The organism is Pedobacter sp. AC402 (assembly GCF_979252805.1).
The window spans coordinates 150,972-177,539 of record NZ_CEEDAI010000011.1; the positions used below are offsets into that span (position 1 = coordinate 150,972).

Consider the following 26,568-nt stretch of genomic DNA (forward strand, 5'->3'; position numbering starts at 1 on the left):
ATTTTTGTAAAAGAAGGGAAAAGGAACCGCGATGTTGCAAAAAATCAATCGATTATCCACACATCTTTACCAGAGTTAACACACTTTATATTCAGCGATTTACGCTGATTAAGCCAATTGATGTTAATAATTATTTTAAAAACGGAAAATTATAATCGGTAAACTTATAATGTGTTTTTATGCTAATTGGCACGGTTCTTTAATAGTATAATATATGGAAGAAGAATTCTTTTTTGAATCCAACGAAGACGCACAACGCTCGGTAGAACGTTACGAAGAAATGCTCCGCAACCAGGATCAGTATTTTTTCGATGCAGGCGCATTCGAATACATAGTAGATTTTTATATCGAGAAAAATGATCCGGTCAAAGCTTTGCAGGTGGTTGATTTTGCAATCAGTCAACACCCCTATGCAACTGTCTTTTTAATCAAGCAGGCTCATCTTTACATTTTAACCAATAACAACGAAAAAGCTTTTATTGCATTGCAAAAAGCTGAACTATTAGAGCCATCCGAACCGGATATTTATCTTTTGCGCGGTAATATTTTCCAAAATACCGAACGCTACGATGAAGCACTCGAAAACTATGAAAAAGCTTTAGGACTTGCCGAAAGTACCGATGAAATTTTGTTGCAGATGGCTTACGTTTACCAAAGCATGAGCGATTATGAAAGTGCCATTACCTATATTAAACTCAGTTTAGAGCAAAATATGGAAAATCAGGACGGTTTGTATGAGCTGGCTTTTTGTTATGATGTGCTGGATAAACAGGAAGAAAGCATTAAGTTCTATCAGCAGTACATCGATACCGATCCTTATTCATATGCAGCATGGTATAATTTGGGAAACAGTTTCCATAAACTAAATCTTTTTGAAAAAGCCATCGATGCCTACGATTATGCAATTTTAATCAAAGAAGATTTCAGCTCCGCTTACTTCAACAAAGGCAATGCACTGGTACAGCTGGATAAATACGATGAAGCCATTGAAGTTTATAAACAGACTTTCGAGTACGAACAGCCCAATGCCGATACCTATTGCGCAATAGGTGAATGTTACGAGAAGCTTGAAAAAATGGATGAAGCGCGTTCTTATTACAAAAAATCAGTAAAAATGGATCCTAAAATGGCAGATGCCTGGTTTGGGATCGGTGTTACGCTGAATTTTGAGGAACGTTACTTCGAATCATTGCATTTTTATAAAAAAGCGATCGATTTAGAAGCCGAAAACCCCGATTTTTGGTTTGCCATGGCCGATGCTTATTATAAATTAGGTCAGATTGAGGAATCGATAGAGGCCTATGAAAAAGTTTTGGAATTTAATCCATTGGATATTGAAGCCTGGCTAGATTTTAGTACCGTGCTTTACGAGCAGGGAAAACTTTTGGAAGCATCAGAAACAATGGCTGAGGCGATTAAAAATAATCCCGAAGCTGCCGAGCTGTATTACCGTATGGTAGCCTATCTTTTTGCACTTGGCAATTACAGTGATGCGCTGGGATATTTGGAAACGGCTTTAACAACTGACCCCGATAAACACTATATTTTATTTGAATATTTACCGCAATTACAGGATAATAGTGCCATTTTGAGCGTTATAAACAGATATATTCGGTAACGAGCTTGTGAGAAAAATTTAACAAATAAATCTCAAAATTTTTTTCACTTTTGTAGGCATATGAATTATCCATTATTAAACGTTCCCGAACGTCCAGCTAAACCACGCCAAAAAGGCTTAACAATGGTTATGGATAAGGGATTGAGCCTACGCCAGGTTGAAGATTTTATTGAAGTTGCTGGCGTACATACAGATATCGTAAAATTAGGTTGGGCAACATCTCATGTAACCCCAAATCTTAAAGAAAAATTAGCTTTATATAAAAGTGCCGGTATTCCTACCTATTTTGGAGGAAACACTGTTTGAAGCCTTTATTATCCGTAATCAATTTGCAGATTACCAACGCATTTTAGATCAATATGGCATGGAGTACGCGGAGGTTTCTGATGGTTCTATTGAAATTGAGCATGACAAAAAATGTGAATTCATCCGCGAACTTTCCAAACAGGTAACCGTTATTTCTGAAGTGGGAAGTAAAGATGCTGCCAAAATATTTGCCCCATACAAATGGATTAAGTTAATGCAGGCAGAAATTGAAGCAGGCTCGTGGAAAGTAATTGCCGAAGCACGCGAAGGTGGTAATGTTGGTATTTACCGCGGAAGCGGAGAAGTGCGGGAAGGTTTGGTTGATGAAATATTAACACAGATTCCTGAAGAAACCATTATATGGGAAGCACCACAAAAAGAACAACAGGTTTGGTTTATTAAATTAATCGGCAGCAATGTAAACCTTGGTAATATTGCCCCAGCTGAGGTAATTCCATTGGAAACGATTCGTTTAGGTTTACGCGGAGATACTTTCGATTATTTCCTGAACCAAGTAAAATAAAAGATAAATCCGTCATTGCGAGGCACGAAGCAATCTCTGATAGTTTATTTCTATCGCGTTAAGATTGCTTCGTGCCTCGCAATGGCGTAAATACGCATATGAAAACATACGGCTTAATCGGGTATCCACTATCTCATTCCTTTTCTAAAAAGTATTTTACCGAAAAATTTTTGAATGAGGGCATTGCTGATCACCAATACGAACTTTTCCCTATTGAAGATATCAAATCATTACCCGATTTATTAAGCGAAAACCCATCACTTTGTGGTTTAAATGTAACCATACCGCATAAAGTGAATGTACTTTGCTATTTAAATGAAGTAGATGAAGCAGCCGATAAAATCGGGGCCGTAAATTGCATTTCCATCAAAAGTTTTGAAGACAAAAATTATTTAAAAGGCTACAATACCGATGCTTATGGCTTTGAAGAATCATTAAAACCCTTATTAGGCCCGCAGCATGCAAAAGCGTTGGTTTTTGGTGATGGTGGAGCGGCAAAAGCGGTTAAATACGTTTTAGCAAAATTGAACATCCCCTACCAGGTAGTGGTACGCAAACCTGTTCCGGGGGCAATATTGTATTCAGAAATAACACCGGCAATTTTAGCTTCACATCAAGTATTGATCAATACCACACCGCTGGGGATGTCGCCAAATGTTGATACCTTTCCAGAAATTGATTACAGCCAGCTCGGCCCCCAACACCTGGCTTATGATTTGGTATACAATCCATTAGAAACTACATTTTTGGCAAAAGCAGCAGAACGCGGTGCCACCATTAAAAATGGTTTGGAAATGTTATACAAACAAGCCGAAAAAGCCTGGGCAATCTGGAATAAATAAGCTAACTTATCGTCATTTCGAGGAGGAACGACAAAGCAATCTTTGATAAAATGCTATGAAATTAAAACAACTGATCTGTATTTCCGTCATGCTGCTTTTATTCTTAACAGCTTGTCAGAACAATGATTATAGCCCAAAACCAAGAGCTTATTTCAGAATTGAATTCCCTGAAAAAAATTATAAAACATTTATTCAGCCCGTTCCGTTCAGCTTTAAGTATCCAACTTATGCCGTGGTAGAGCAGGATAAAAGCCGTGATGCACAAAAAGACTGGTTTAACATTCATTTCAAACAATTCAATGGCTTTTTACATTTAACCTATTATGATGTATCAGGCAAAGGCGAATACAATGAAATGGTAGAAGATGCCCGGAAACTCGCCTTTAAACATACCATTAAAGCAAGTGCGATAGATCAAAAGCTTATTAATTATCCCGATCGGAAAGTGTATGGTATTTATTATGCCATTGAAGGAAATACAGCATCTTCTGTTCAGTTTTTCCTAACCGATAGTGCAAAACATTATTTTAGAGGTGCCTTATATTTTAATGAACGGCCACAATACGATTCAATCTGCTCCTGTGATCAATTTCATTAAAAAAGACATTGATACACTGATTTCATCCTTTAGGTGGAAAAATTAATTTAATATTCAACAGCCTGATACAATTTTAATCAGGAACATTTATAAGACTTATGATTACCGTAAAAACCTTCACTTTTAATGCATACAGCGAAAATACCTACGTACTTTACGATGAAAGTAAAGAATGTATCATCATTGATCCTGGGATGTACGAGGGTTTTGAGCAAAACGAATTGTCAGCATTCATAAAACAGCAAAACCTTAAACCAGTTTTATTGCTTAATACGCATTGCCACCTTGATCATGTTTTCGGCAATAAATTCGTTTTTGAAACCTATGGGTTAAAGCCGCAGTTTCACGAAGGCGAATTGCCTGTTTTAACTGCCGTACCGGGTTATGCCCCTTCAATGGGCTTTAACAACTATCAGATTTCACCACTTCCGGATACTTTTTTGCCTGAAACAGGAACAGTTTCTTTTGGCAACAGTACATTAAGCTTAATATTTGCCCCCGGCCACTCACCGGCACACCTTTGCTTTTATAGCGAAGCAGATCATATTTTGATGGGTGGCGATGTACTTTTTTATGGCAGCATTGGCCGTTCCGATCTACCTGGTGGCAATCATCAGCAATTAATTCAAAACATTTCCGATAAACTGTTTGTATTACCAGATGAAACCGTAGTTTATCCTGGCCACGGACCAGCGACAAGCATAGGTTTCGAAAAACAAAACAATCCTTTTTTTTGATACTAAATATTGTTTAAAAGTTCTTTTAAGCGTGGGGGCTGCTAGCATTATACATTTAAACCCTCAACCTTTTAACTATCTTTACCGACGTGAATACATCATTTTATATTGCAAAAAGGTATCTTTTTGCCAAAAAATCAACCAATGCCATCAACCTGATATCGGGTATTTCGATGGTGGGTGTAATGGTGGGCAGTGCAGCATTGATCATTATTCTTTCGGTATTTAACGGTTTGGAAACGGTGGTGTTAAACATGTTCGATACCATTACCCCCAAATTGCCATAACCCCGGCCAAGGGCAAAACCTTCGATCCGAATACCACCTATTTTAACCAGCTTAAAAAAAATAAGGATGTTGCTGCATTTACAGAGGTATTGCAAGAAAATGCTTTGTTGAAATACAACAATAAACAGGCTGTAGGTATGGTGAAAGGTGTGAGTTTAGATTATTTAAAAAACGCCAAACTTGATAGTACCATTAAAGAAGGACACTTTATTTTACACAACAGGAATGGCGACAATGCAGTAATTGGCTCTGCTTTACAAAGTTATTTGGCCGTAAATACGGTAGATCCCTTTACAGAACTTGAAATTTATTCGCCAAAAAAAGACATTTCGGCAAGCAGCTTAAATCCGGCTGATGATTTTGTAGCAAAAAGCATTCGCGTTAGCGGCGTTTTTGAAGTGCAACAGGACTTTGATAACGGTATTATCATTCCGCTTGGCTTTGCGCGCGAATTGTTGGGCGAAGAGAAAAATGTGTCTGCAATTGAGATCAATTTGCAACCAGGGGTTGATGTAGACAACTTCCAAAAAGAGGTGATCGAAAAAGCGGGGAAAGCATATGAGGTACGCAACCAGGCTGAACAGAATAAATCGCTGTACCATATTTTAAATACCGAAAAATGGGCCGTATATATTATTCTTACTTTTATTCTGATTATTGCTATATTTAATATCATAGGGTCGTTAACCATGTTGGTAATCGATAAGGTAAAGGATGTGGCCATTTTGAGCAGTTTGGGTGCTGGAAAAAAATTAATTAAGCGTATATTTTTATTTGAGGGGATGATGATTACCATGTCGGGCTGTGTGCTTGGCCTAATTATCGGCCTTATTTTCTATTATTTTCAGCATACATACGGTTTCATCAAAATGGGAGAAGAAAATAAAACACTTGTCACCTCCTACCCAATAGGGCTAAAATGGAAAGATTTTGTTTTAGTTTTTGTTACAGTAGGCATCTTCTCATTTTTGGCATCTGCTTTGTCATCCAATTTGAGTGTTAAAAAGATAGATCAAATAAATCAATCCATATAAAAATGAAGTTATTTAAACAAGCATTCGTATTTGTTGTGCTCCTTGGCGTAGCCCTTACCGCTTGTAGAAACGATAAGGCCGAGGGAGAAAAAAGTAATATTAAAACAGTTAAGGGCCTGTATACTTTCGGTCCGGAAATGAAATCTTTTACCCTCTGCGAAGACGGCCGCGAATATTGGGTTACGGATAGTGTAAAAACCTTGGAACTTTCTTATAGCAACCTTGGCTTCGAAAAGCCATACGAGCCAGTATACGTCGAATTGGAAGGCTTTTTTGCCAAATCTGACACGGCTACAGTAGCTGCAGACTTCGATTCGACTTTAGTGGTTACCAAAGTAATTAAAATCAGCAAAGAAATTCCAGACGGGCCTTGCGCGCAGTAATTGATTATATCCACACCTTGGTGCGTGTCTACACGAACCACACCAATTTTAGAAATAAAATATTTTTTTCTTCTATAGATTAATGCCTCACTCGTTTCAAATATTCTGACCTTTTTTGGAGCGCAGGTTCTGTGGGAATCGGTTAGGGCAGTCTTGCATAGCAGGATGCCTAAAATTCGACTTTCCTTGGTTCGGTGTCTTTACAAACCATACTAACTTATATGAGCAAATATCTTTCATTCAATTTGATAAAAGCATGGCTCATTTATAAATTAAAATCCCACATCCCTGGGCTCATGCCTAACGAACCGCGCAACCACAAATAAAAGTACTATCCCTGCCAACTAAACCTGATCAAAGTGGTTCTGATCCTTCATCAGAAAGAACGTAAAGCAGGACTATCTTTACCCAATATCTACTGAACCTGATTTCCAAAAAAAAAGATACCTGATATTCTTTAAGCCTTCGCGAATCAAATTAATTTTTATTAAGCAAATAGCTATTAATTAAAGCATGGCTCGTGTTTAATCTCTAAAATACCCTTAAACAAAAAAGCTTCCTGATTTCTCAGAAAGCTTTAAAACTTTTAATTTTTTATTTACCAGTAAATACCGTAAAGCGCTACCAGTAAACCGATTATGATCAATGCACCAACAGCAAAACTTGTAGTGGTTTTAAACATTTTTGAATCGATTTCCAGTCCTTTAGGATTTACGCCATTTATATTTTCGAATAAACTGATAATCACCATACCAACAATACAGAATACGAACACAAAACCCATTCTATCCAAGAAAGGAATTTCGTAAATGCCTGCTGCATTTTTAACTGAGAAACCCATTCCTGATAACCATGATAAATCTGTCCAGCCCGGAAGGAATTTTAATACTAGCGACAATCCGAAACCGCCAATGGTTGCAAAAAGTGCAGCATTTGAAGTTGCCCTTTTCCAGAAGAAACCAAGGATGAACATGGCAAATATACCTGGCGATACAAAACCTGTATATTCTTGTATGTATTGGAAACCACCTTTTTTATCGATACCAAGGTGAGGTGCAATTAAAACACCCAGTACCATAGCTACAACAACAGCAATTTTACCTGTAAAAACCAGGTTTTTTTCAGAAGCATCGGTTTTTAATACTTTTTTATAAATATCCAATGTAAAAATAGTTGCAATACTATTTGCCTTACCCGCTAATGAAGCCACCACAGCTGCTGTTAAAGCTGCAAACGATAACCCTTTTAAGCCCGCTGGCAATAAGTTTAACAACACCGGATAAGCACGGTCAGGATTAACAGATCCATCCTGTAACATCTCCGATTGGAAAGCGCCATCTTTATACAATACGTAGGCCGCTATACCCGGTAATACTACGATGATTGGCATTAATAGTTTTAAGAAAGCGGCGAATAGAATACCACCGCGTGCCGTTTTTAAATCAGCACCTAAAGCGCGTTGTGTGATGTACTGATTACAGCCCCAATAATTTAAATTTACAATCCACATACCACCCACAAGTACGCTTAAGCCTGGCAAATCAATGTAATTCTCATTTTCAGGTTTTAAAATCATGTGAAAATGCTCTGATGCTTTTGAAGTCATTAAGCTATAACCCTCAAAAATACCTGATGTACCGTAGTGTGTAGAAACCAGGTTTAAAGCTAAATAAGTTGTAGCCAAACCACCCAGAATTAAGAAAAACACCTGGATCACGTCAGTATAACCGATTACTTTCATTCCCCCAAGTGTAATTACAATGGCAAATGCGGCAATGGCATACATACAGAATGTTAGATCGAAACCAGAAATGCTGCTTACTGCTAGAGCACCTAAATAAAGTATCGAAGTTAAGTTTACCACTACATATAGCAATAACCAAAACACGGCCATAATCATAGCCACGGTTCCGTTGTAACGCTGGTGTAGGAACTGGGGCATTGTAGCAATTTTATTCTTTAGGTATACCGGAATAAAGAAAACGGCAACAATAACCAGGGTCAGGGCAGCCATCCATTCATAAGTTGCAATTGCAAGACCCATCTTAAAGCCTGATCCACTCATGCCTATAAACTGCTCTGCCGAAATGTTGGATGCAATTAATGAGGCACCGATTGCCCACCATGTAAGTGAACCTTCTGCAAGGAAATAATCTTTTGAGCCGGTTGATGCGGATTTTTTCTTATTGTAGATGTACAGACCGTACGCAGCCACAATAACGAAGTAGATTGCAAATACAATGTAATCTTTCGTGTCCAATAAGTTGTGTTTCATTAATATAATAGTGGTTATTTGGTTTAGAAACCTAAATGTAGTAAAATCATAAATTAATCACTGCTTTTTTTTAAATTAAAAAATGTTAATGTAACGTTTATTAATTTAATTGATTAGCCGATTGAATCGGTAATAGTTAAATTGAGTTCGTTTTCAATATGCCCAGGTTGACAACGATTTGCATACATAATTTATCCCCACGGTCTGTATCCTCGCAGAATGAATAAAATAAATAAGTAGTGGTCTGTGAGGACACAGACCACGGTATCACATTTTGAAAATAATGTATATAAATCGATTAAATATATCTGTTAATCAAATTCCAATGGTTTGTGATGGCACAGACTACGGTATCACGTTTTAAAATAATGTATATAAATAGATTAAATATCTCTGTTAATCAAATTCCAATGGTCTGTGAGGACACAGACTACGGTATCACATTTTATAGATAAGGTAAATAGAAAGATTAAATATACCTGTTAATCGAATTCCAGTGGTTTGTGATGAGGCAGACCATGGTATCACATTTTATAAATATGTAAATAAATAGATTAAATATACCTGTTAATCAAATTCTCCAAATACTCTTGCTTCCCACTGCGTACCTCTGGCTCACCGTTTTCTGCAGCATAGTTTCGCAAATCTTCCAAAGTTAATTTACCTTGCTCAAATTCTGCTCCTTTACCACTGTCAAATGAAGCATAGCGATCCGTTCTTATTTTCCTATAATCAGATTTTTGAAGAATGGCATCAGCGGTAATCAGCGCCCTTGCAAAAATATCCATACCACCAATATGGGCATAAAAAAGATCTTTAGGGTCGGTAGAGTTACGGCGGATTTTAGCATCAAAATTTACACCTCCACCTTGCAAGCCTCCACCTTCTAAAATAATCAGCATGGTTTCTGTTAACTCATTAATATCGTTCGGAAACTGATCGGTATCCCAGCCATTTTGATAATCACCACGATTGGCATCAATAGAGCCCAATAAACCATTATCTACCGCTACCTGCAATTCATGCTGAAAGGTATGTCCGGCCAATGTAGCATGGTTCACTTCTAAATTTAATTTAAAATCACCCAAAAGATCGTATTCCTGTAAAAAGCCTTTTACTGTAGCTGCATCGTAATCGTATTGGTGTTTAGAAGGTTCGCATGGTTTTGGTTCGATAAAAAATGTTCCTTTAAAACCTTGTTTGCGGGCATAATCTTTGGCTGTATGTAAAAATTTGGCCAAATGTTCCTGCTCACGTTTCATATTTGTATTCAATAGCGTCATGTAGCCTTCCCTTCCTCCCCAGAAAACATAATTCTCACCACCAAGCGCAATGGTTGCATCCAGGGCTGCTTTAACCTGCGCTGCGCCGTGGGCAAGTACATGGAAATCGGGATTGGTTGATGCACCGTTCATGTAGCGTTTATGGCTGAATAGATTGGCAGTTCCCCAAAGCAGTTTTACACCACTATCAGCTTGTTTTTGCTTAGCATACTCAACAAGGGTTTGCAAACGGCGTTCATTTTCAGCAACATCATTTCCATAATCTACCACATCAACATCATGAAAACAATAATATGGGATTTGCATTTTGGTAATGAATTCAAAAGCGGCATCCATTTTATCTTTTGCCCTTTCTATTGCATCGGCCTTTTCATCCCAAGGGAAAACATGGGTTGGGCCACCAAATGGATCGGCACCATTGCCATTAAAGGAATGCCAATACGCACAGGCAAATTTAAAATGTTCGTTCATGGTTTTTCCTGCCACAATCTTATTGGCATCGTACCACCTAAAGGCAAGTGGATTATCGCTTTCTAAGCCCTCTAATTTAATTTGCTCAATGCCTTTAAAAAATTCTTTTGCTCCTGTTACTACTTTTGTCATGTTTTTTGTTTTTGGTGATGGTTCGTTAGTCGATTATTTTAGTTGATCTTCCAAAGGGCGGTTAATCACTAACCAATTGCTAACTGTTTCTCTAATATTTTCTTCCAGTCCTGATAAATTGGTTCATAGGCTTCGGAATATTGCGGTGTCAAAGTTTTTATTGCTTCATGTTTGGTGAATGCTTCTTCAGCATTTTTAAAAATCCCTGCACCTATTCCTGCTCCGAGTGCTGCACCCACACTGCCGTCATTTTCGTAAAGCTCAACCGGAATACCTGTTACATCGACGAAGGTTTGAGCAAAAACATCACTTAAAAATAAGTTTGCCTTGCCTGCACGGATTACTTTTGGAGTCATCCCGTTTTCGCGCATTATATCGAGCCCATAGCGGAAAGAAAATGCAATTCCTTCTTGTACAGCCCTGAAAATATCCAACTGGTTATGGGTGTTTAAATCAATACCTAAAAGTTGAGCGCCTGTATATTTATTGTTTAACATCCGTTCTGCGCCATTACCAAATGGAAGTACTTTTAATCCATTACTGCCAATAGGCGCTTTTGCAGCCAGCTTATTCAGCTCATTATATGTTGCCTGAGGCGCAAAATTATGTTTTGCCCAACGGTACATGCTGCCTGTGCCGTTAATGCAAAGTAATACGCCTGTGTGTTTTTTATCTTCGGAATAGGTTACATGAGCAAAGGTATTTACCCTTGATTGTTTATCATAAGTAAGATCATCGCTTACACCATAAATTACACCAGATGTACCGGCTGTGGCCGCAACTTCTCCAGGTTTTAACACATTTAGTGAAAGTGCATTATTAGGCTGATCGCCGGATTTATATGCGACAGGAATACCTTTGGTCAAACCAAGCAAATCTGCAACATCAGCTTTCAAATGCCCATGTTCAGAAAATAAAGGTTTTACAGTTGGTATCAGGCTGCTATCAATACCATAATATTTGGTAACGTCTTCAGATATTTCATGCTGTTCGAAATCCCAGAAAATCCCTTCTGATAATGCTGAAATGCTTGTGGTAATTTCTCCGGATAATTTCATGGCAATGAAATCGCCTGGTAACATCATTTTATCGATACGGCTGTAAATTTCTGGCTCATTTTGTTTAACCCAAGCCAATTTTGAAGCTGTAAAGTTTCCGGGAGAATTTAACAGGTGTTTTAAAGATTTTTCTTCTCCTATAGCATCAAATGCTCCATTTCCCAAATCCACAGCCCTACTGTCGCACCAGATGATGCTATCACGCAATACTTGTTGATTTTGATCTACAACAACCAATCCATGCATTTGATAAGCAATGCCAATGGCTTTAATCTGTTTGGGATCGAATAAACCTGTTTCATTTAACTTTAGAATGGCCTGCTGTACATTGTGCCACCAATCATTTGGCGATTGCTCTGCCCAGCCTGATTGTAAAGATTTGATTGCCGTTTCCTCTTCAGGATATTGTGCAGTGGCAATATTTTGCTGTGTTGCCACATCAACTATAGCCACTTTTATGGATGAAGTACCTAAATCAATCCCTAATAAATACATATTTTAATTTAATTAATATCTGGTTATGCAAACGGTTGCATAAAGATAGTTTAAAAAAAATAAATCGCAAATTTTTTATTAAATCTGTTAATCTTAAAGCTGTTATCCACCTTTAGCTTAATGCGATCACAATTGAGATTAATAATTTTTATTTTTGCGCTCATATTTAATTAAGTTATGGAACAGATAACCTGGGATGATTTCGAAAAGGTAGAATTAAGGGTGGGAACAATTTTAGAGGCTTTTGAATTTCCTGAAGCCCGCAGACCAGCCTATAAAGTAAAAGTAGATTTTGGTGAATTTGGCATAAAAATGAGCAGTGCGCAGATAACCAAACACTATACATTGGAAGAATTGCCAGGAAAACAGATTGTTGGTGTGGTCAATTTTCCAAAAAAACAAATTGGAAAGTTTATGTCTGAATTTTTGGTTACCGGTTTTGCCGATGAAAACGGCGATATTGTGTTAACTTCTGTGCAGGGCAAAGTGCCTAATGGAAGTAAACTTGTGTAACGCTTGTAAACTTCCGAAGTTTTGCTAGTCTTCGGCCCCTGGAAACTTCGGAAGTCTGCGCGTTATTTGTTCCCCAATAGCACAGACCTTTGTCTAATAGCCCTGATTGAAGTGAAAAGACCGGAGTGAGGTACGAATGAGGACTTGTAACGAAAAGCAGGACTGGGGTAACCGATTATCAGCGACACTGCGCTCCAAAACCTAACCAATTTTCAACCCAGACTTCAGAAGTTTACCACGCGCATGGCCACCAAAACATCGGAATTCTTTTTGGCCATTATACCCTATATTTGCCACATGAGCTTTTACAATTTCGAAAATACCGATCCCGAAGAGGAAGACATTCATTACATGAAGTTGGCTTTGGAGGAAGCAAAAAAAGCGCTAAATGAAGATGAGATCCCGATTGGCGCAATAGTAGTTGGTAAAAACAGGATTATTGGTCGTGGTTATAATTTAACTGAACGCTTTAATGATGTAACTGCGCATGCGGAAATGCAGGCTTTTACTTCTGCTGCACAAACCATTGGTGGAAAATATCTGAGAGATTGCACCTTATATGTAACCATTGAGCCTTGTGTAATGTGTGCAGGCGCAAGTTACTGGACACAAATTGGCCGAATTGTTTATGGTGCCCGAGAAGAAAAAAGAGGTTTTATATCAAAAAACGCAAACCTGCTTCATCCCAAAACAGTATTAAAAGGTGGTGTAATGGCAGAAGAATGCGCAATACTGATGCGGGATTTTTTTGCGAAGAAGCGGTAGCGGAGACGGGTTAATAGCGTATAGTTAATAGAAAAATTAGCTATAAACTATTGATCATCAACTATTGATTAAAAATCAATTTTTTTATTAAAAAGGAATTGGCTATCGCACTGAACATTACAACTTTTAACCCGTTCAAATTTACAATAGCAGCGCAGAAAACGATTTGATGATAATAACATGAACAAATCTTAACGTTCTAATGTTATATTTGCTACAAGAAACATTTTTAAATCTTTAAACATAAAACATTATGGCTTTTGAATTACCTGCGTTACACTACGCAACCGATGCATTAGAACCGCATATTGATAAAACTACCATGGAAATTCACCATGATAAACACCATCAAGCTTACGTTACCAACTTAAACAAAGCGTTAGAAGGTAAACCTGAAGCAAGTTCGAGCATCGAGGAAATTGTAAAAAATATTTCAAAATACCCTGCTGCTGTTAGAAACAATGGTGGCGGTCATTATAACCACTCATTATTCTGGAACGTTTTAGGCCCCAATAAAGGTGGTGAGCCAACTGGCGATTTAGCTAAAGCAATTAACGAAACTTTCGGATCATTTGCTGATCTTAAAACTAAATTACAAGAAGCTGGCGCTACCCGTTTCGGTTCGGGCTGGGCTTGGTTATCTGTAGGTGCTGATAAAAAACTTCAGGTTTCATCTACTCCAAACCAGGATAATCCATTAATGGATATTGCTGAAGTAAAAGGCACACCAATTTTCGGTATCGATGTTTGGGAACACGCATATTATTTAAAATACCAAAACAAACGCCCTGATTATTTAGCGGCAATTTGGAATGCAGTAAACTGGGATGCAGTTGCTGAACTTTACAAAAAAGCTTTGTAAACCGAATATAGTTTAAAATATAAGGAAGTCTCGATGAAAATCGGGACTTCCTTGTTTTAAGATAATTAAGTAACTTTGCAGATATAAAATGTTCGAAATGAAAAGGCTTGTAATTTTATTCTTAATTGTAATTGGTGTAAATGGATTGGTAAGTGCCCAGCAAAATAAAGTACCTACTCCTTCAGAAATTGCACAAAAGAATGTAGATGATCTCGATAAAAGATTAAAATTAAATGGCACGCAAAAAAGCGTGATCTATAGCTTTACATTTAACCAGGCTAAAGAACAGGCAGATTTAATTAAAAGGCAACAGGCAGGCAATTCGCGCGAAAGAGGATGTAGACAAATTCTATAAGTTACAGAATGAGACATCAAAAAACATCCGCAATGTTTTAAGGCCTGAGCAGCAAACAGAGTATGATAAAGTGATAGAAGAACGCTTAAGCGGCAAAGGATTAAAAGCAAAAAACAAGAAAAAGAAAAAAGGCGAGGAAGAAGAAGTGGAGAGCGATATTAAAGGACTGTTATCTGCACCCCCAATAGAAAAGCAAAACCAGTAATCATTCCTGATACCGCTGGGCAAGATTTTAATGCAAAATAGCCATGCCAGAAATAATCTTAGGATCTCTCGTACTCGGCTTGCTGTTATCACCACAACTGCTTGCAGGTTTTTTGGCAAAAAGAACAGGTCGGAATTTCTGGTTCTGGTTTTTCATTTCCTTTTTAATCCCCATCATTTCACTAATTATCCTCATCTTTTTAGAAGATAAGAATCCCGCAGCACAAAGTTATCAATTGGCAGATCACGTGGATAAGGATAGGGAATTAGTTTCTGAGGTTTTATAAATCTTTCTTGTTGACCATGTAAAGGTTACTATAATACTTTTCATGAATACCCTTTACCCCTGTATTTATTTCAGGGTTTATGTAGCAATAAAGATGCTGAAATAAATTCAGCAGGACGATCGCGTGGGTAAAGTTACCAAATGTTTGCTTTGGCCAATCCTCATTAATTTCAAAAACGCGGTCTAAATTCCAACAATATCTTTTTTCTTTTTTTGCTTCCATTGCCTTAGGGATAATCTCCAAAATCTCATCTTTTAAAGCATTAAGCATCCGCTTTTTTATAAAGTTTTTATGGGTAACCAGGCTGATTTCGCGTACAGGCTCCGGAGATTTGAAATGGCGGACTTTACTGGTTTGCTTCACATTTAACGCTGCAATAGCCAACTCAGGAAGCAAAGTTGCACCACCGTTTAAATCGACCATACGGACAAGGGTTTCTACACTACCCGTGTTATATTCCAGCCCTTGCAACCTGTTGTTTTTGGTTGAACGGCAAATGTTCAATACCTGGTTACGCATACAGTGTCCTTCGTTTAAAAGCCAGATGTTCTCATCATTTAAGTCTTCAGCATCTACAGCTTTCTTTTTATAAAGTTTGCTGTTTTTACTGATGTAACTTACAAAGTTTTCATAGTATAAAGGAGTTTCTGTAATATTCGGATCAGTTAGTGGGGTGGCCAGAATACCACAATCCAATACGCCTGTTTTTAAATGATGAATAATATCTTCTGTGGTATACTCCCAGATTAGGAGCTTTAATTCTGGATATTTTTCCAGCATTGCTGAAATTACTTCGGGCAGCAAATAGGGCGCAACAGTTGGAATAACGCCAATTCTCAATTCGCCCAAAACATCTTGTTGCTGACTGCTAATGAGTTCTTTTATTTTTCCGCTTTCCTGTAAAATAATCCTGGCCTGTGCAATAATCTGTGCGCCAATTTCAGTTGGACTTACAGGCTGTTTACTTCTGTCGAAAATTTTAACACTGATCAGCTCTTCAAGTTTTTGCACCTGCATACTCAATGTTGGCTGGGTTACAAAACACTTATCTGCAGCAGTTACGAAACTTCTGTAAGTATCTACTGCAACAATGTATTCAAGCTGAACTAAAGTCATATAGTTAAAATTTATTTATATAATCAAAGATATAAATTCTAACTATAATAAATTACTGAATGATTAAATTTGAATAAGAGAATATCAGGTTAATAAAAATACTACCCGATTATTATTCTAATACCTGCTTTCAAAATCCTGATAGGCCAATGCAATACCTTCTGGTAATTCGATTTTATGTTTCCACCCCAAATCATGAAGTTTGCTAACATCCATCAATTTTCTAGGTGTACCGTCAGGTTTGCTGGCATCAAATACCAATTCACCTTCAAAACCCAATACATCTTTAATTAATAGCGCTAAATCTTTGATGGTTAAATCGTGTCCGGTACCTACATTAATCAAATGCGGTTCGTTATAATTTTGCATCAGAAAATAACAGGCATCTGCCAAGTCATCTGCGAACAAAAATTCGCGCATTGGCGAGCCTGAACCCCAAACCACAATTTCTTTTTCGTTATTCGCTTTTGCTTCGTGCACCTTACGTATTAAAGCAGGTAAAACATGTGAATTTTGAGGATGATAGTTATCATTATAACCATATAAATTGGTTGGCATCACCGATATAAAATTACAGCCGTATTGATCCCGGTAAGCATCGCACATCTTAATGCCCGCAATTTTAGCAATAGCATAAGGTTCGTTTGTATGCTCCAAGGTTCCTGTTAAAAGGTACTCTTCTTTTAAAGGTTGAGGAGCCATTTTTGGATAAATGCAACTCGAGCCTAAAAACATTAGTTTTTTTACGCCCGTAACATAAGCATTGTGGATTACATTGTTTTGTATGGCTAAATTCTCGAAAAGAAAATCGGCCCTGTAGGTATTGTTTGCTACAATGCCGCCAACTTTGGCAGCAGCAAGAAATACATAATCAGGTTTTTCTTCAGCAAAGAAATCGGTAACAGCCTGTTGGCTGCGTAAATCAAGTTCACCCGAAGTTCTGGTAATGATATTTGCATAGCCTTCTTTTTGCAGTTTACGGTGAATGGCCGAACCCACCATACCACGATGACCTGCAACATATATCTTAGCGTTTTTTTCCACGTTGTTTTTTATAAACCACAAAAATACAATTCCTAAATAAGAATGGTATTAAACTTTCAGTCAAAACAAACCCGCATTATTGATTTAATTGTATTTTTGCAAAAAAAAGACTTTTGGGTAAAGATAAACTTAGGCGTTTTGCAGAAATAGAAACATTTGCGAACGTATATCAATTAGAAGAAGGAAAGGCATTACAAGGAACCTGGGCTGCAGAACATTTCAAAAATTCGAATCCTATTGTACTCGAACTGGCATGTGGCAAGGGCGAATATTCAGTTAATTTAGCCAGGCTTTTTCCTGAAAAAAACTTTATTGGGATAGACTATAAAGGCAACCGCATTTGGCGCGGTGCTAAAACAGCTATTGAAGATGGGATCGATAATGTTGCTTTCTTAAGGATCCAGATAGAAAATTTGCTGGATTATTTTAATGAAGGTGAAATTGATGAAATTTGGATAACTTTTCCTGATCCGCAGCCTCAGGATAGCCGCGAGAAAAAACGTTTAACTTTCCCTGCATTCTTAAACCGGTATAAACTTGTTTTAAAACCAGGTGGCAATGTTAACCTGAAAACAGATAACGACCAATTGTATGCTTATACCTGTGAAAAAGTAGAAGAACTGGGCTTACCTGTACATAAAAATACCGATCATTTATATACATCAAACCTGGTAAACGAAGTTTTATCAATCAAAACCTATTACGAAAAAAAATACCTGCTCCACGATAAAAATATTAATTATATTCAGTTTTCATTCGACTGATGAATACCAATTTTTACGAGCAGGTTTATGAGATTGTACGCCTTATCCCGACAGGGCGGGTTACCTCTTATGGAGCCATCGCCAAAAGTTTAGGGGCCGCAAAATCGTCGAGAATGGTGGGGCATGCCATGCTTTATGCCAAAACAGCCTACCCAAGTGTACCTGCTCACCGGGTGGTTAACAGTAGTGGTTTGCTTACCGGAAAGTTTCATTTTAAAACGCCGGATTTGATGGAAGCACTGCTGAACAAAGAAGGCGTTGAGGTAAAGAACGATAAAGTAGTTAACTTTAAAAAGGTATTTTGGAACCCCCAGAACGAAATTATAATATAACAGGTAAGCTCCGTTTATAATCGGTAAGGGTAAAAATAATCAGAATCAACAGGCCCAGGCAAGCGTAAAATATTTCGTCGGTTAAATTGCCCTTAAAAAGGGTAAAAGCTAAAACAACTAATAAAATACTTACAAAAAATTCAATTATTCCGTGTAATTTAAGGCTTATTATTTTGAATATGCCTCCGCTGAAATCGGTACATACCGTTAACAAAAAATGGATAATACCAAGTGCATAGGCCAATGTAGATGCTGTTTTGGATAGGCCAAAAATATCTGTAGAGGCCAGTAAAAGCATAATCAAAATATAGTCTAAAACAGCGTGAAATTTTGGAGATATCATTTTCATAATCAAATATTTATATTGCTAACAAATAACAGTTGAAAAAGATTTTGAATTTTAAAATATGGGAAAATTAGTAGAAGAATTTAATGGCTATCGTGAAAAAATGAACGATAGGATTATGGAAACGGCAAACACAAACATTAAACGTTTTTTTGCACTTGATACCACTTCCTATGCCGATGGTGCGCTGGATGTTAAAACAAAAGAAATGTTGGGCTTGGTAGCCTCTATGGTTCTGCGTTGTGATGATTGCATTAAATACCACCTTGGCAAATGCTTTGATGCAGGTGTAAACAGCGACGAAATGAATGAAATCTTCATGATTGCTAATCTAGTTGGGGGCAGCATTGTTATTCCGCATTATAGAAGAGCTGTTGAGTATTGGGACGAATTGAGTTTGGAGGCGGGAGTTTAGCGACATACGATTAATCATTCGTCATGCTGAATTTATTTCAGCATCTTTTTTCTTGCTAGAAATCATGCTAAAACAAAGGCCCTGAAATAAATTCAGGGTGACGAGAGTATTAAAGACCGCCAATTTAACAGAGTTTGTAAAGAATGTTTAATTTGAAATTTCTAAAAGTAAAACGCTATGCTTGACTCAAAAATCCGCTGCACCTGGGCCGGCTCTGATCCGCTTTACATCAAATACCATGATGAAGAATGGGGGAAACCCGTTTATGATGATAAAATTTTATTTGAGTTTCTGATACTGGAAGGTGCTAAGGCCGGTTTAAGCTGGATTACCATCCTTCGAAGAAGGGAGAATTACCGAAAGGCTTTTGCAGATTTTGAGGTGGAAAAGGTTGCGGCTTTTACAGAAAAAAGATGTGGAACGCCTGATGAATGATGAAGGCATAATCCGTAACCGATTAAAAGTTAACGGAGCCATTACCAATGCCATATTATTTATCGAAATCCAGAAAGAATTTGGCAGTTTTTCTAAATACATGTGGAGCTTTGTGCCCGAAGGTAAACCCATTTTAAACCCTATCGAAAAAATGGGTGATGTTCCACCACGCACAGAACTATCCGACCGCATCAGTAAAGATATGAAAAAGCGCGGCTTTAAGTTTTTCGGTACCACCATCTGTTACGCACATATGCAGGCCACAGGAATGGTTAATGACCATTTATTAAATTGCTGTGCAAGATAATGTTCGCTTCAAATTCGCTTTATACCGCCAGGTTTTTGTTGCGACAGTTTAGCAATGATGACTTAACAGATGTTTTTAAAGGCTTATCACACCCGGATGTGATTCGCTATTATGGTGTAAGTTATGATAACCTCGAGGAAACCAATGCACAATTAACCTGGTTTAATGAACTTCAAAAAAATGAGACAGGCATTTGGTGGGCAATCTGCGACAAGAAAAGTTTAACATTCTTTGGAGCAATAGGAATTAATGACCTGAACACTTTCGAAGAAAAAGCAGAAATTGGCTTCTGGCTGTTACCAGAATATTGGGGATTGGGAATTATTAACGAATCTGCCAGGTTTGTATGCAGTTATGCATTTGAAAATTTAAACTTAAAAAATTGAAGCTCTAGTTGAAACAGAAAACGGAGACTGCAAAAAGGTGCTAAAAAAGATGGGATTCAACTACCATAAAACGATTAAAAATTGTGAAATTAAAAATGGTAAACTCATCAGTTTGGAAATCTATGAAAAGTTGTGGTTTAATGATAAAAACGATCCTGCAATCCTATAATCGATCATTAATCCTGTTTACTTTTTAGTCGCGTTATATTCTTTCACCCACTCAACAACATCTTTGCTGTTAAAATCGGTTCCCGTCTCAACTTTGGCTTTTAATGCAGGCAAATCGCCAATTTTCTGTAAAAGAATATTTTTTACTTCAATTTTTTTGGCATCCTCAGTTATTGCTTTCATAGGCACTTCCTGCAAAGGCCCTGAACCTGGTTTTTCGATAAAATAACGCACTACCGGTGCTCCTGCTGGTCTTTCTGGAGCAGCATTACGGCCACCACCGATACTAATGCCTCCACCCATGCCCATACCGCCATATCCGCCGGTTCCTGTCGCCAATACCGATTGATGGCCGAATTTTACCTTTTTCTCTTTACTTGGGGCACTAAAGTGCCACCACCAAAAGAATATAGGTTAACATTTCCCATTTCAATTACCTTAACAAAACGGTATTCGAAATTGCGGCCGTTAGCAAAGCCCTTACTTACAAAACTATTGCCGTTCCAGAAGAAGTTTTTAACCTCTTTTGCAGGTAAAATCACATCTGCTTCGTCGTTAGCACTAATAAAAACAGAAAAGTAATCAGTTCCCTTGATTGTTCCACGGATTACATCATCATTATTTTTAACGATAAAATCCTGCGCTTGAGCAGCAGTAACTATTATAAAAAATAGAACAAAAAAGCTAAAAATCTTCATATGTTAGTCATCTCGGGATATAAACGCTAATTACTCAAAAATAATATTCAATATTTTAATGATACAAACGCTATTTGCATTTTGGCATTTCTTGAAAAAGCCAAAACTTTTAAAACTCAGTAAAGATAATAAATCTCTTTGGAGAGATCTGCTTTGGCTACTCATTTTAGACTTGATATTTGCTGGTTTAGTACTAACAATCTATAGTGTTTTAGTTCATTTTGATATTATTAAAGCATATGAGCAAAAAATTGACATTATCCGGAGGTTTGGTCTTACCGTAACTATAATTTTAGCCTGTGTAATAGCACCGATAATAGAAGAATTTTTATTCAGATGGCACCTGAAAAAAAAATATCAATCAATTTATTTTGTGTGCTTTACATTAGGTCTTATATTCAACTATTTTATAAAAAGTAGCTTCTTAACATGGCCTATCTATATCTTTTCGCTATTCATCGCATTAATAGCCCGAGCATATTTTAAACATTTCGATGTTCGTAAACGCTTAGCTATCCAGCAGAGGTATTTTGGATATCTTTTTTACTATACCGCAATTATATTTGGCTTAATACACATAAATAATATTAAAGGTTTAACGTTAAGCGATCCAGCTTTTATACTATTTGTCATCTCGCAGGTTTTTACAGGCATATCTCTCGGATTTGTTCGTATAAAATATGGTTTAGGCTATTCAATGTTATTACATGGGGCATTTAATTTTATCCTAGTATTATTAACGTTCTTTTTCAGTTAAATTGGAGGTATATCTTTTCTAAACCTTTAACTTTGGTTACTTTTATCATCCGGTAAATCCGTTTGCCGGTGTAATCTTTAAATCAGTGTAATCACATGAATAAAAAACTCTTTCTCCTCGATGGTATGGCGCTAATGTATAGGGCGCATTTTGCATTAAGTAAAAACCCGCGTTTTACCTCAACAGGCATCAATACATCAGCAGTAATGGGCTTTACCAATACCTTGCTGGATGTTTTGAAGAAAGAAAAACCAACCCATATTGCAGTTGTTTTTGATACCGAAGCACCCACAGAAAGACATACATCTTTCGAAGCATATAAAGCACACCGCCAGGCCATGCCCGAAGATCTTGCGGCAGCAATGCCATATGTGATTAAATTAATTACGGGTTTTAATATCCCTGTAATAACATCTGATGGTTACGAGGCAGATGATATTATTGGTACACTGGCCAAAAAAGCAGAACAAAAAGGTTATCAGGTATATTGTATGACGCCTGATAAGGATTTTGCTCAATTGGTTTCAGAAAATATTTTCATTTATAAGCCTGCTCGTATGGGTAATGATATGGAAATTTTGGGCGTAAAAGAAGTATTGGCCAAATGGGAAATCGAAAATGTGCTACAGGTAATAGATATTTTAGGCTTATGGGGCGATGCGGTTGATAACATACCAGGTATACCCGGCATAGGAGAAAAAACCGCTAAAGCTTTGATTAAGCAATACGGTTCTATGGAAAACATTATTGCAAATGCTCACGAATTAAAAGGAAAACAACGCGAAAACGTAGAAAATTTTGCAGAGCAGGGTTTAATTTCCAAAAAGCTCGCCACCATCCTACTCGATGTTCCTGTTGAACTGGATGAAGCAAGTTTAGAACTTTGTGATCCAAGCCGCGATTTATTAGAGCCGTTATTTACCGAATTGGAATTTAGAACATTAGGGCGAAGGGTATTTGGTGATGAATTTTCGGTTACAACAGCCCGTTTTCAGGAAGGAACACAAACGGATTTATTTGGCAACCAAACGGGTGAAGCAATTCAATACACCAACACGATTGAAGAAGAACCTGCAGAAAAACTTCCACCTAAAACCATCGAAAATACAGAACACGATTACAAACTGGTAGAAACTGCAGAACAACGAGCCGATTTAATTAAAATTTTGCTAGCTGAAACGCGGATCTCTTTTGATACCGAAACCACCGGTACAGATGCAAACATGGCCGATTTGGTGGGCTTATCTTTCTCTATAAAACCAGGCACCGGCTATTATATACCAGTTCCGGCCGAAAGAGCAGAAGCTCAAGCTATTGTAGACGAATTTAGGGTTGTACTGGAAAATGAAGCGATCGAAAAAATAGGTCAAAATACCAAATACGACATCCTGGTGTTGAAATGGTACGGTGTTCAGGTTAAAGGCAAACTTTTTGATACCATGCTGGCCCATTACCTGATTGATCCCGACACCCGGCATGGAATGGATGTTCTTTCTGAGAATTACCTTGGTTATTCGCCCATATCCATTACTAAATTAATTGGTGCAAAAGGCAAAAACCAAGGCACCATGCGTGATGTTGCAGTGGTAGATGTAGTGGATTATGCCGCTGAAGATGCAGACGTAACCCTACAGCTTGCACACATTTTTGAACCTAAGTTGAAAGAATTGAATGCCGCAAAACTGGCCGAAGAAATAGAAAATCCTTTGGTGTATGTTTTGGCAGATATAGAAAAAGAAGGTGTTCGGATTGACATTGAAACCTTACAGGCCTATTCTAAAGAGCTTGAAACCGAAATTATCAAGTTTGAGCAGAATGTGTATGATAAAGCCGGAATCAAATTTAACCTGGCCTCTCCAAAACAACTCGGAGAAGTATTGTTTGATAAACTTCAGCTTGATCCAAAAGCTAAAAAGACCAAAACTGGCCAGTATCAGACTGGAGAAGATGTTTTAAGCGCTTTGGCAAGCAAAAGCGATATTGTACAGGATATTTTAGATTTCCGACAGTTGCAGAAACTCAAATCAACCTATGTTGATGCACTGCCATTAATGGTTAATCCAAAAACAGGAAGGGTACATACCTCATATAATCAGGCTGTTGCCGCTACAGGGAGGTTAAGTTCTAACAACCCAAACTTACAGAATATTCCAATCCGTACAGAACGTGGCAGGGAAGTACGTAAAGCATTTATTGCAAGAGACGAAAACCACATTTTGTTATCAGCAGATTATTCGCAGATCGAACTGCGCATTATTGCAGAAATCAGTAAAGAAGAAAACATGCTCGATGCCTTTAGCAAAGGCATCGATATCCACACCGCAACAGCTGCAAAAGTATATGGCATTAGCATTGAAGAGGTGGACGGCACACAGCGCAGAAATGCAAAAGCGGTAAACTTTGGAATTATTTATGGCCAATCTGCTTTTGGTTTATCTCAAAATTTAGGTATTCCGCGCAAAGAAGCTGCAGAAATTATCGAACAATATTTTGCACAATACCCAGGTATTAAACGCTACATGAGTGATACCATGAATTTTGCCCGAGAAAATGGATTTGTGGAAACGATAATGGGCAGAAGACGCTATTTAAGAGATATTAACTCTGCCAACCAAACTGTGCGGGGTTTTGCCGAACGAAATGCCATTAACGCACCGATACAAGGCTCTGCGGCAGATATGATCAAGATAGCCATGATTAATATCCATAAAGAAATGAAAGTCCAGCATATGCAATCAACCATGACCATGCAAGTGCATGATGAGTTGGTGTTTGACGTATTGAGATCAGAAAAAGATGCGATGAAAGCAATCATCCAGGATAAAATGAGCAATGCAATTAAATTAACTGTGCCTATTGTAGTCGAAATTGGTGAGGGTGATAATTGGTTGGCCGCACATTAACATGAAAACGTTTTTACCATTTCTGATTTGCTGCTTAACATTTATTACATGCATGGCACAGAAAAGCGATACGCTTGTAACCTATAATTTTGGCGGTGCAGAAGCAAAAAAGGAAAATGTTAACGTATACAAAATTAATAGGAGAGACACGTTAGCATGGGTTAAAACTACGGCTGATAAAAACTTTGTTCTGCTCAAAAAAGAGACTTTTGCTGACGAACAACTGAAAAACCATCATGGGAGTTATCAGGAATTTTTAAATGGCAAGCTTTTTATTCACGGTCATTACAGCAAAAATGCTAAAACAGGTAAATGGATAGTTTACGATTCATTGGGCAATACAGCGCAGGAAATTCATTTCCAGAACAACAAAATTGACGGTCCATTCAAGTCATATTACGATAAGGACCACATTCAACATCAGGGCTCCTTTAATCAGGGTTTAAAAACCGGCGAATGGAAAATCTTTTATCCCAACGAACAACTGGCGGCAAAAAGAGCTTTACAATGCCACAGGCGATTTAACAGACAGTATTTATTTAGATCAAAACAATCAGCCGGCTGCTAAGAAAAATATTTTAACCGAACCCATTTTTAAAGGAGGTAATGTTAAATTTTATAAATTTCTGAGCAAAACGCTTCGCCTTCCTGCCCCAAACCTTACTGGTAAAGTAATTTGTTCGGCAACGGTAAATACTGATGGCCGATTATCCAATATCGAAATATTTTCATCACCCCACGATATGCTAAGTCAGGAAGCCATTAGGGTGCTCAAATTATCACCGCCGTGGTTTCCTGGTACATTGTTCGGCAAGCCTACTGCTATGCAAACCAAAATCATAATCAACTTTGTAATTAATTAATCTAGGTAACGCTCAAAAATGAAAGTTTTACTCACTGTTGCAATTATTTTATTTGTGGCGCATATTTCGGTTGCACAAACGGATAAATCTTTCGACAAAATTCAGGAAATATTAAGCGCAGACATCCAGACTGCAAATTTGCTCAAAGCCTCAATAAATAAAGAGATTGCTGTAAAAAACCTGATCCAAAACAGGCAATCGGACTTTCTGACTACTGTTGATTCTATTATTGTAGAAACAAACGGCATAATTGTCAAATCAATTTCGATATATGCCCAAGATAAAAGCTCGTGTAGCAAAAACATATTTTTTACGTTAATTAATCCAAAAGATAAGTCTATTTCGATAAACAAAACTTATCAAACCGAATTTAGCGCTAAAAAACCAAGTGCGAAATTTGATGGTGGCGGACAAACATTATCCAATATTTTTGCTAATGATCACAATAATGGTTATAAACTTATTTTGAGAAAAACCAAAGTTTAGTTAGATCAAGCCCAATAATAAATATCACAATCAACTCAAATTTTATTATCTTCATTAAAACTTCATACCAATTAATCAATTTTATATCAACAAATAAACGAGTAAAACAAAAATTAAAGATTATGAAACCTCGGAGTAAAACGAAGAAGCTTCATAACAACTAAAAAAAAATCAAAGAATTATGAAAAAGTTATTGAGTTTAATCGCAATCGCAGCATTTGGTTTAACAACAGCATTTGCTCAAACACCGGCAACAGCACCAGCTAAAACTAAGATGGTTGCCAAAAAAGAAGTAAAAACTACCACAGCACCGGTTAAAGCAGGTGCAAAACAAGAGGCTAAAAAAGTAGAAACAAAAACGACTACTACAGCTGCTAAAGTAAAAGCAGATGGTACGCCAGATATGCGTTTTAAAGAAAATAAAACAAAAGCGGTAACTAAGGTTGCTGGTCCAACTAAAAAAGATGGTACAGCAGATATGCGCTATAAAGCAAACAAAGAAGCTGCTAAAAAGAATTAG

Annotated in this window: 30 protein-coding genes and 3 pseudogenes; 25 read left to right on the plus strand and 8 right to left on the minus strand. The window is 37.4% G+C overall.

Going from position 1 to position 26,568, the window contains the following annotated elements; translation table 11 throughout:
• Positions 1 to 214 precede the first annotated feature (214 nt).
• The 8 genes and pseudogenes from AC0IWE_RS19310 to AC0IWE_RS19345 all read left to right on the plus strand — a co-directional run bounded on the left by AC0IWE_RS19310 (position 215) and on the right by AC0IWE_RS19345 (position 6,328).
• Positions 215 to 1,618 carry a tetratricopeptide repeat protein gene (locus AC0IWE_RS19310; protein WP_055902889.1) on the plus strand — a complete coding sequence of 468 codons (1,404 nt, stop codon included), beginning with the start codon at positions 215 to 217 and terminating at the stop codon, positions 1,616 to 1,618.
• 60 nt (positions 1,619 to 1,678) lie between these two features.
• Positions 1,679 to 2,447, plus strand: a pseudogene (locus tag AC0IWE_RS19315) (phosphosulfolactate synthase).
• A gap of 98 nt (positions 2,448 to 2,545) precedes the next feature.
• Positions 2,546 to 3,289 carry a shikimate dehydrogenase family protein gene (locus AC0IWE_RS19320; RefSeq protein WP_471794364.1) on the plus strand — a complete coding sequence of 248 codons (744 nt, stop codon included), beginning with the start codon at positions 2,546 to 2,548 and terminating at the stop codon, positions 3,287 to 3,289.
• Between the two features lie 55 nt (positions 3,290 to 3,344).
• Positions 3,345 to 3,933 (plus strand): annotated as a pseudogene (gene gldD / locus AC0IWE_RS19325) (gliding motility lipoprotein GldD).
• Positions 3,934 to 3,985: 52 nt separating this feature from the next.
• Positions 3,986 to 4,624 (plus strand): MBL fold metallo-hydrolase, encoded by a 639-nt coding sequence (locus tag AC0IWE_RS19330; protein WP_471794365.1) that lies wholly within the window; start codon positions 3,986 to 3,988, stop codon positions 4,622 to 4,624.
• Positions 4,625 to 4,713: 89 nt separating this feature from the next.
• On the plus strand, positions 4,714 to 4,911 hold the full coding sequence (locus AC0IWE_RS19335) for a hypothetical protein (protein ID WP_471794366.1): 198 nt from the start codon (positions 4,714 to 4,716) through the stop codon (positions 4,909 to 4,911).
• Positions 4,908 to 5,945 (plus strand): ABC transporter permease, encoded by a 1,038-nt coding sequence (locus AC0IWE_RS19340; protein ID WP_471794794.1) that lies wholly within the window; start codon positions 4,908 to 4,910, stop codon positions 5,943 to 5,945. Before AC0IWE_RS19335 ends, AC0IWE_RS19340 begins: the two co-directional genes overlap by 4 nt.
• Before the next feature lie 2 nt (positions 5,946 to 5,947).
• The gene (locus AC0IWE_RS19345; protein ID WP_471794367.1) at positions 5,948 to 6,328 is read left to right on the plus strand and encodes a hypothetical protein; all 381 of its coding nucleotides are present in this window, start codon (positions 5,948 to 5,950) and stop codon (positions 6,326 to 6,328) included.
• Positions 6,329 to 6,926: 598 nt separating this feature from the next.
• Here AC0IWE_RS19345 and AC0IWE_RS19350 read toward each other — a convergent pair.
• The 3 genes from AC0IWE_RS19350 to AC0IWE_RS19360 all read right to left on the minus strand — a co-directional run bounded on the left by AC0IWE_RS19350 (position 6,927) and on the right by AC0IWE_RS19360 (position 12,042).
• On the minus strand, positions 6,927 to 8,603 hold the full coding sequence (locus AC0IWE_RS19350) for a sodium/sugar symporter (protein WP_471794368.1): 1,677 nt from the start codon (positions 8,601 to 8,603) through the stop codon (positions 6,927 to 6,929).
• 554 nt (positions 8,604 to 9,157) lie between these two features.
• Positions 9,158 to 10,489, minus strand: a complete 1,332-nt coding sequence (xylA, locus tag AC0IWE_RS19355) for a xylose isomerase (RefSeq protein ID WP_471794369.1) — start codon at positions 10,487 to 10,489, stop codon at positions 9,158 to 9,160.
• Between the two features lie 68 nt (positions 10,490 to 10,557).
• Complete coding sequence (locus AC0IWE_RS19360; protein WP_471794370.1) at positions 10,558 to 12,042, minus strand: xylulokinase; 1,485 nt, start codon at positions 12,040 to 12,042, stop codon at positions 10,558 to 10,560.
• Positions 12,043 to 12,219: 177 nt separating this feature from the next.
• Here AC0IWE_RS19360 and AC0IWE_RS19365 point away from each other — a divergent pair, with 177 nt between their 5' ends.
• The 6 genes from AC0IWE_RS19365 to AC0IWE_RS19390 all read left to right on the plus strand — a co-directional run bounded on the left by AC0IWE_RS19365 (position 12,220) and on the right by AC0IWE_RS19390 (position 15,028).
• Positions 12,220 to 12,555, plus strand: coding sequence for a tRNA-binding protein (locus tag AC0IWE_RS19365; RefSeq protein ID WP_471794371.1), 336 nt, complete (start codon positions 12,220 to 12,222; stop codon positions 12,553 to 12,555).
• A 297-nt stretch (positions 12,556 to 12,852) separates the two neighbouring features.
• A complete protein-coding gene (locus AC0IWE_RS19370) occupies positions 12,853 to 13,320 on the plus strand; it encodes a nucleoside deaminase (protein ID WP_471794795.1) in 468 nt (155 codons plus the stop codon).
• 253 nt (positions 13,321 to 13,573) lie between these two features.
• Positions 13,574 to 14,182, plus strand: a complete 609-nt coding sequence (locus tag AC0IWE_RS19375; RefSeq protein WP_055902921.1) for a superoxide dismutase — start codon at positions 13,574 to 13,576, stop codon at positions 14,180 to 14,182.
• Between the two features lie 97 nt (positions 14,183 to 14,279).
• On the plus strand, positions 14,280 to 14,537 hold the full coding sequence (locus AC0IWE_RS19380) for a hypothetical protein (protein WP_471794372.1): 258 nt from the start codon (positions 14,280 to 14,282) through the stop codon (positions 14,535 to 14,537).
• 70 nt (positions 14,538 to 14,607) lie between these two features.
• A complete protein-coding gene (locus AC0IWE_RS19385; protein ID WP_471794373.1) occupies positions 14,608 to 14,742 on the plus strand; it encodes a hypothetical protein in 135 nt (44 codons plus the stop codon).
• A gap of 43 nt (positions 14,743 to 14,785) precedes the next feature.
• Positions 14,786 to 15,028, plus strand: coding sequence for a hypothetical protein (locus tag AC0IWE_RS19390; protein WP_471794374.1), 243 nt, complete (start codon positions 14,786 to 14,788; stop codon positions 15,026 to 15,028).
• On the opposite strand, the gene AC0IWE_RS19395 is transcribed toward AC0IWE_RS19390, so the two are convergent.
• Both AC0IWE_RS19395 and fcl read right to left on the minus strand, forming a co-directional pair.
• Complete coding sequence (locus AC0IWE_RS19395; protein WP_471794375.1) at positions 15,023 to 16,144, minus strand: hydrogen peroxide-inducible genes activator; 1,122 nt, start codon at positions 16,142 to 16,144, stop codon at positions 15,023 to 15,025. The two genes, AC0IWE_RS19390 and AC0IWE_RS19395, sit on opposite strands and share 6 nt — an antisense overlap.
• 117 nt (positions 16,145 to 16,261) lie before the next feature.
• On the minus strand, positions 16,262 to 17,188 hold the full coding sequence (gene fcl / locus AC0IWE_RS19400; protein WP_463492042.1) for a GDP-L-fucose synthase: 927 nt from the start codon (positions 17,186 to 17,188) through the stop codon (positions 16,262 to 16,264).
• Positions 17,189 to 17,301: 113 nt separating this feature from the next.
• Here fcl and trmB point away from each other — a divergent pair, with 113 nt between their 5' ends.
• Both trmB and AC0IWE_RS19410 read left to right on the plus strand, forming a co-directional pair.
• Positions 17,302 to 17,952, plus strand: a complete 651-nt coding sequence (trmB, locus tag AC0IWE_RS19405; RefSeq protein ID WP_471794376.1) for a tRNA (guanosine(46)-N7)-methyltransferase TrmB — start codon at positions 17,302 to 17,304, stop codon at positions 17,950 to 17,952.
• Entirely contained in the window at positions 17,952 to 18,284 is a 333-nt protein-coding gene (locus AC0IWE_RS19410; protein WP_471794377.1) for an MGMT family protein, read from the plus strand. Before trmB ends, AC0IWE_RS19410 begins: the two co-directional genes overlap by 1 nt.
• Here the strand turns inward: AC0IWE_RS19410 and AC0IWE_RS19415 are convergent.
• Entirely contained in the window at positions 18,274 to 18,633 is a 360-nt protein-coding gene (locus AC0IWE_RS19415) for a hypothetical protein (protein ID WP_463492045.1), read from the minus strand. The genes AC0IWE_RS19410 and AC0IWE_RS19415 overlap by 11 nt on opposite strands.
• 58 nt (positions 18,634 to 18,691) lie before the next feature.
• On the opposite strand from AC0IWE_RS19415, the gene AC0IWE_RS19420 reads away from it, so the two are divergent.
• The 3 genes and pseudogenes from AC0IWE_RS19420 (at position 18,692) to AC0IWE_RS19430 (ending at position 20,173) form a co-directional block, all read left to right on the plus strand.
• Positions 18,692 to 19,045 (plus strand): carboxymuconolactone decarboxylase family protein, encoded by a 354-nt coding sequence (locus tag AC0IWE_RS19420; protein WP_055902946.1) that lies wholly within the window; start codon positions 18,692 to 18,694, stop codon positions 19,043 to 19,045.
• Between the two features lie 177 nt (positions 19,046 to 19,222).
• Positions 19,223 to 19,787: pseudogene (locus AC0IWE_RS19425) on the plus strand (DNA-3-methyladenine glycosylase I).
• Complete coding sequence (locus AC0IWE_RS19430; protein ID WP_471794378.1) at positions 19,787 to 20,173, plus strand: GNAT family N-acetyltransferase; 387 nt, start codon at positions 19,787 to 19,789, stop codon at positions 20,171 to 20,173. Before AC0IWE_RS19425 ends, AC0IWE_RS19430 begins: the two are co-directional and overlap by 1 nt.
• 186 nt (positions 20,174 to 20,359) lie before the next feature.
• On the opposite strand, the gene AC0IWE_RS19435 is transcribed toward AC0IWE_RS19430, so the two are convergent.
• Complete coding sequence (locus AC0IWE_RS19435; RefSeq protein ID WP_471794379.1) at positions 20,360 to 20,680, minus strand: hypothetical protein; 321 nt, start codon at positions 20,678 to 20,680, stop codon at positions 20,360 to 20,362.
• A gap of 20 nt (positions 20,681 to 20,700) precedes the next feature.
• Positions 20,701 to 21,039 (minus strand): hypothetical protein, encoded by a 339-nt coding sequence (locus tag AC0IWE_RS19440; RefSeq protein WP_471794380.1) that lies wholly within the window; start codon positions 21,037 to 21,039, stop codon positions 20,701 to 20,703.
• A 58-nt stretch (positions 21,040 to 21,097) separates the two neighbouring features.
• On the opposite strand from AC0IWE_RS19440, the gene AC0IWE_RS19445 reads away from it, so the two are divergent.
• The 6 genes from AC0IWE_RS19445 (at position 21,098) to AC0IWE_RS19470 (ending at position 26,568) form a co-directional block, all read left to right on the plus strand.
• Positions 21,098 to 21,796 carry a CPBP family glutamic-type intramembrane protease gene (locus AC0IWE_RS19445; RefSeq protein ID WP_471794381.1) on the plus strand — a complete coding sequence of 233 codons (699 nt, stop codon included), beginning with the start codon at positions 21,098 to 21,100 and terminating at the stop codon, positions 21,794 to 21,796.
• 95 nt (positions 21,797 to 21,891) lie between these two features.
• On the plus strand, positions 21,892 to 24,699 hold the full coding sequence (polA, locus tag AC0IWE_RS19450; protein ID WP_471794382.1) for a DNA polymerase I: 2,808 nt from the start codon (positions 21,892 to 21,894) through the stop codon (positions 24,697 to 24,699).
• A gap of 52 nt (positions 24,700 to 24,751) precedes the next feature.
• Positions 24,752 to 25,267 (plus strand): toxin-antitoxin system YwqK family antitoxin, encoded by a 516-nt coding sequence (locus AC0IWE_RS19455; RefSeq protein ID WP_471794383.1) that lies wholly within the window; start codon positions 24,752 to 24,754, stop codon positions 25,265 to 25,267.
• 58 nt (positions 25,268 to 25,325) lie between these two features.
• On the plus strand, positions 25,326 to 25,562 hold the full coding sequence (locus tag AC0IWE_RS19460; protein ID WP_471794796.1) for an energy transducer TonB: 237 nt from the start codon (positions 25,326 to 25,328) through the stop codon (positions 25,560 to 25,562).
• 18 nt (positions 25,563 to 25,580) lie between these two features.
• Positions 25,581 to 26,048 (plus strand): hypothetical protein, encoded by a 468-nt coding sequence (locus tag AC0IWE_RS19465; protein ID WP_471794384.1) that lies wholly within the window; start codon positions 25,581 to 25,583, stop codon positions 26,046 to 26,048.
• A gap of 181 nt (positions 26,049 to 26,229) precedes the next feature.
• On the plus strand, positions 26,230 to 26,568 hold the full coding sequence (locus AC0IWE_RS19470) for a hypothetical protein (RefSeq protein ID WP_055902963.1): 339 nt from the start codon (positions 26,230 to 26,232) through the stop codon (positions 26,566 to 26,568).

Bases quoted from the DNA above. Each gene is read 5' to 3' on its own strand.
- AC0IWE_RS19310 (WP_055902889.1), top strand. From the start codon at position 215: ATGGAAGAAGAATTCTTTTTTGAATCCAACGAAGACGCACAACGCTCG.
- AC0IWE_RS19320 (WP_471794364.1), top strand. From the start codon at position 2,546: ATGAAAACATACGGCTTAATCGGGTATCCACTATCTCATTCCTTTTCT.
- AC0IWE_RS19330 (WP_471794365.1), top strand. From the start codon at position 3,986: ATGATTACCGTAAAAACCTTCACTTTTAATGCATACAGCGAAAATACC.
- AC0IWE_RS19345 (WP_471794367.1), top strand. From the start codon at position 5,948: ATGAAGTTATTTAAACAAGCATTCGTATTTGTTGTGCTCCTTGGCGTA.
- AC0IWE_RS19350 (WP_471794368.1), bottom strand. From the start codon at position 8,603: ATGAAACACAACTTATTGGACACGAAAGATTACATTGTATTTGCAATC.
- xylA (WP_471794369.1), bottom strand. From the start codon at position 10,489: ATGACAAAAGTAGTAACAGGAGCAAAAGAATTTTTTAAAGGCATTGAG.
- AC0IWE_RS19360 (WP_471794370.1), bottom strand. From the start codon at position 12,042: ATGTATTTATTAGGGATTGATTTAGGTACTTCATCCATAAAAGTGGCT.
- AC0IWE_RS19365 (WP_471794371.1), top strand. From the start codon at position 12,220: ATGGAACAGATAACCTGGGATGATTTCGAAAAGGTAGAATTAAGGGTG.
- AC0IWE_RS19370 (WP_471794795.1), top strand. From the start codon at position 12,853: ATGAGCTTTTACAATTTCGAAAATACCGATCCCGAAGAGGAAGACATT.
- AC0IWE_RS19375 (WP_055902921.1), top strand. From the start codon at position 13,574: ATGGCTTTTGAATTACCTGCGTTACACTACGCAACCGATGCATTAGAA.
- AC0IWE_RS19380 (WP_471794372.1), top strand. From the start codon at position 14,280: ATGAAAAGGCTTGTAATTTTATTCTTAATTGTAATTGGTGTAAATGGA.
- AC0IWE_RS19390 (WP_471794374.1), top strand. From the start codon at position 14,786: ATGCCAGAAATAATCTTAGGATCTCTCGTACTCGGCTTGCTGTTATCA.
- AC0IWE_RS19395 (WP_471794375.1), bottom strand. From the start codon at position 16,144: ATGACTTTAGTTCAGCTTGAATACATTGTTGCAGTAGATACTTACAGA.
- AC0IWE_RS19410 (WP_471794377.1), top strand. From the start codon at position 17,952: ATGAATACCAATTTTTACGAGCAGGTTTATGAGATTGTACGCCTTATC.
- AC0IWE_RS19415 (WP_463492045.1), bottom strand. From the start codon at position 18,633: ATGAAAATGATATCTCCAAAATTTCACGCTGTTTTAGACTATATTTTG.
- AC0IWE_RS19420 (WP_055902946.1), top strand. From the start codon at position 18,692: ATGGGAAAATTAGTAGAAGAATTTAATGGCTATCGTGAAAAAATGAAC.
- AC0IWE_RS19430 (WP_471794378.1), top strand. From the start codon at position 19,787: ATGTTCGCTTCAAATTCGCTTTATACCGCCAGGTTTTTGTTGCGACAG.
- AC0IWE_RS19440 (WP_471794380.1), bottom strand. From the start codon at position 21,039: ATGAAGATTTTTAGCTTTTTTGTTCTATTTTTTATAATAGTTACTGCT.
- AC0IWE_RS19445 (WP_471794381.1), top strand. From the start codon at position 21,098: ATGATACAAACGCTATTTGCATTTTGGCATTTCTTGAAAAAGCCAAAA.
- polA (WP_471794382.1), top strand. From the start codon at position 21,892: ATGAATAAAAAACTCTTTCTCCTCGATGGTATGGCGCTAATGTATAGG.
- AC0IWE_RS19455 (WP_471794383.1), top strand. From the start codon at position 24,752: ATGGCACAGAAAAGCGATACGCTTGTAACCTATAATTTTGGCGGTGCA.
- AC0IWE_RS19465 (WP_471794384.1), top strand. From the start codon at position 25,581: ATGAAAGTTTTACTCACTGTTGCAATTATTTTATTTGTGGCGCATATT.
- AC0IWE_RS19470 (WP_055902963.1), top strand. From the start codon at position 26,230: ATGAAAAAGTTATTGAGTTTAATCGCAATCGCAGCATTTGGTTTAACA.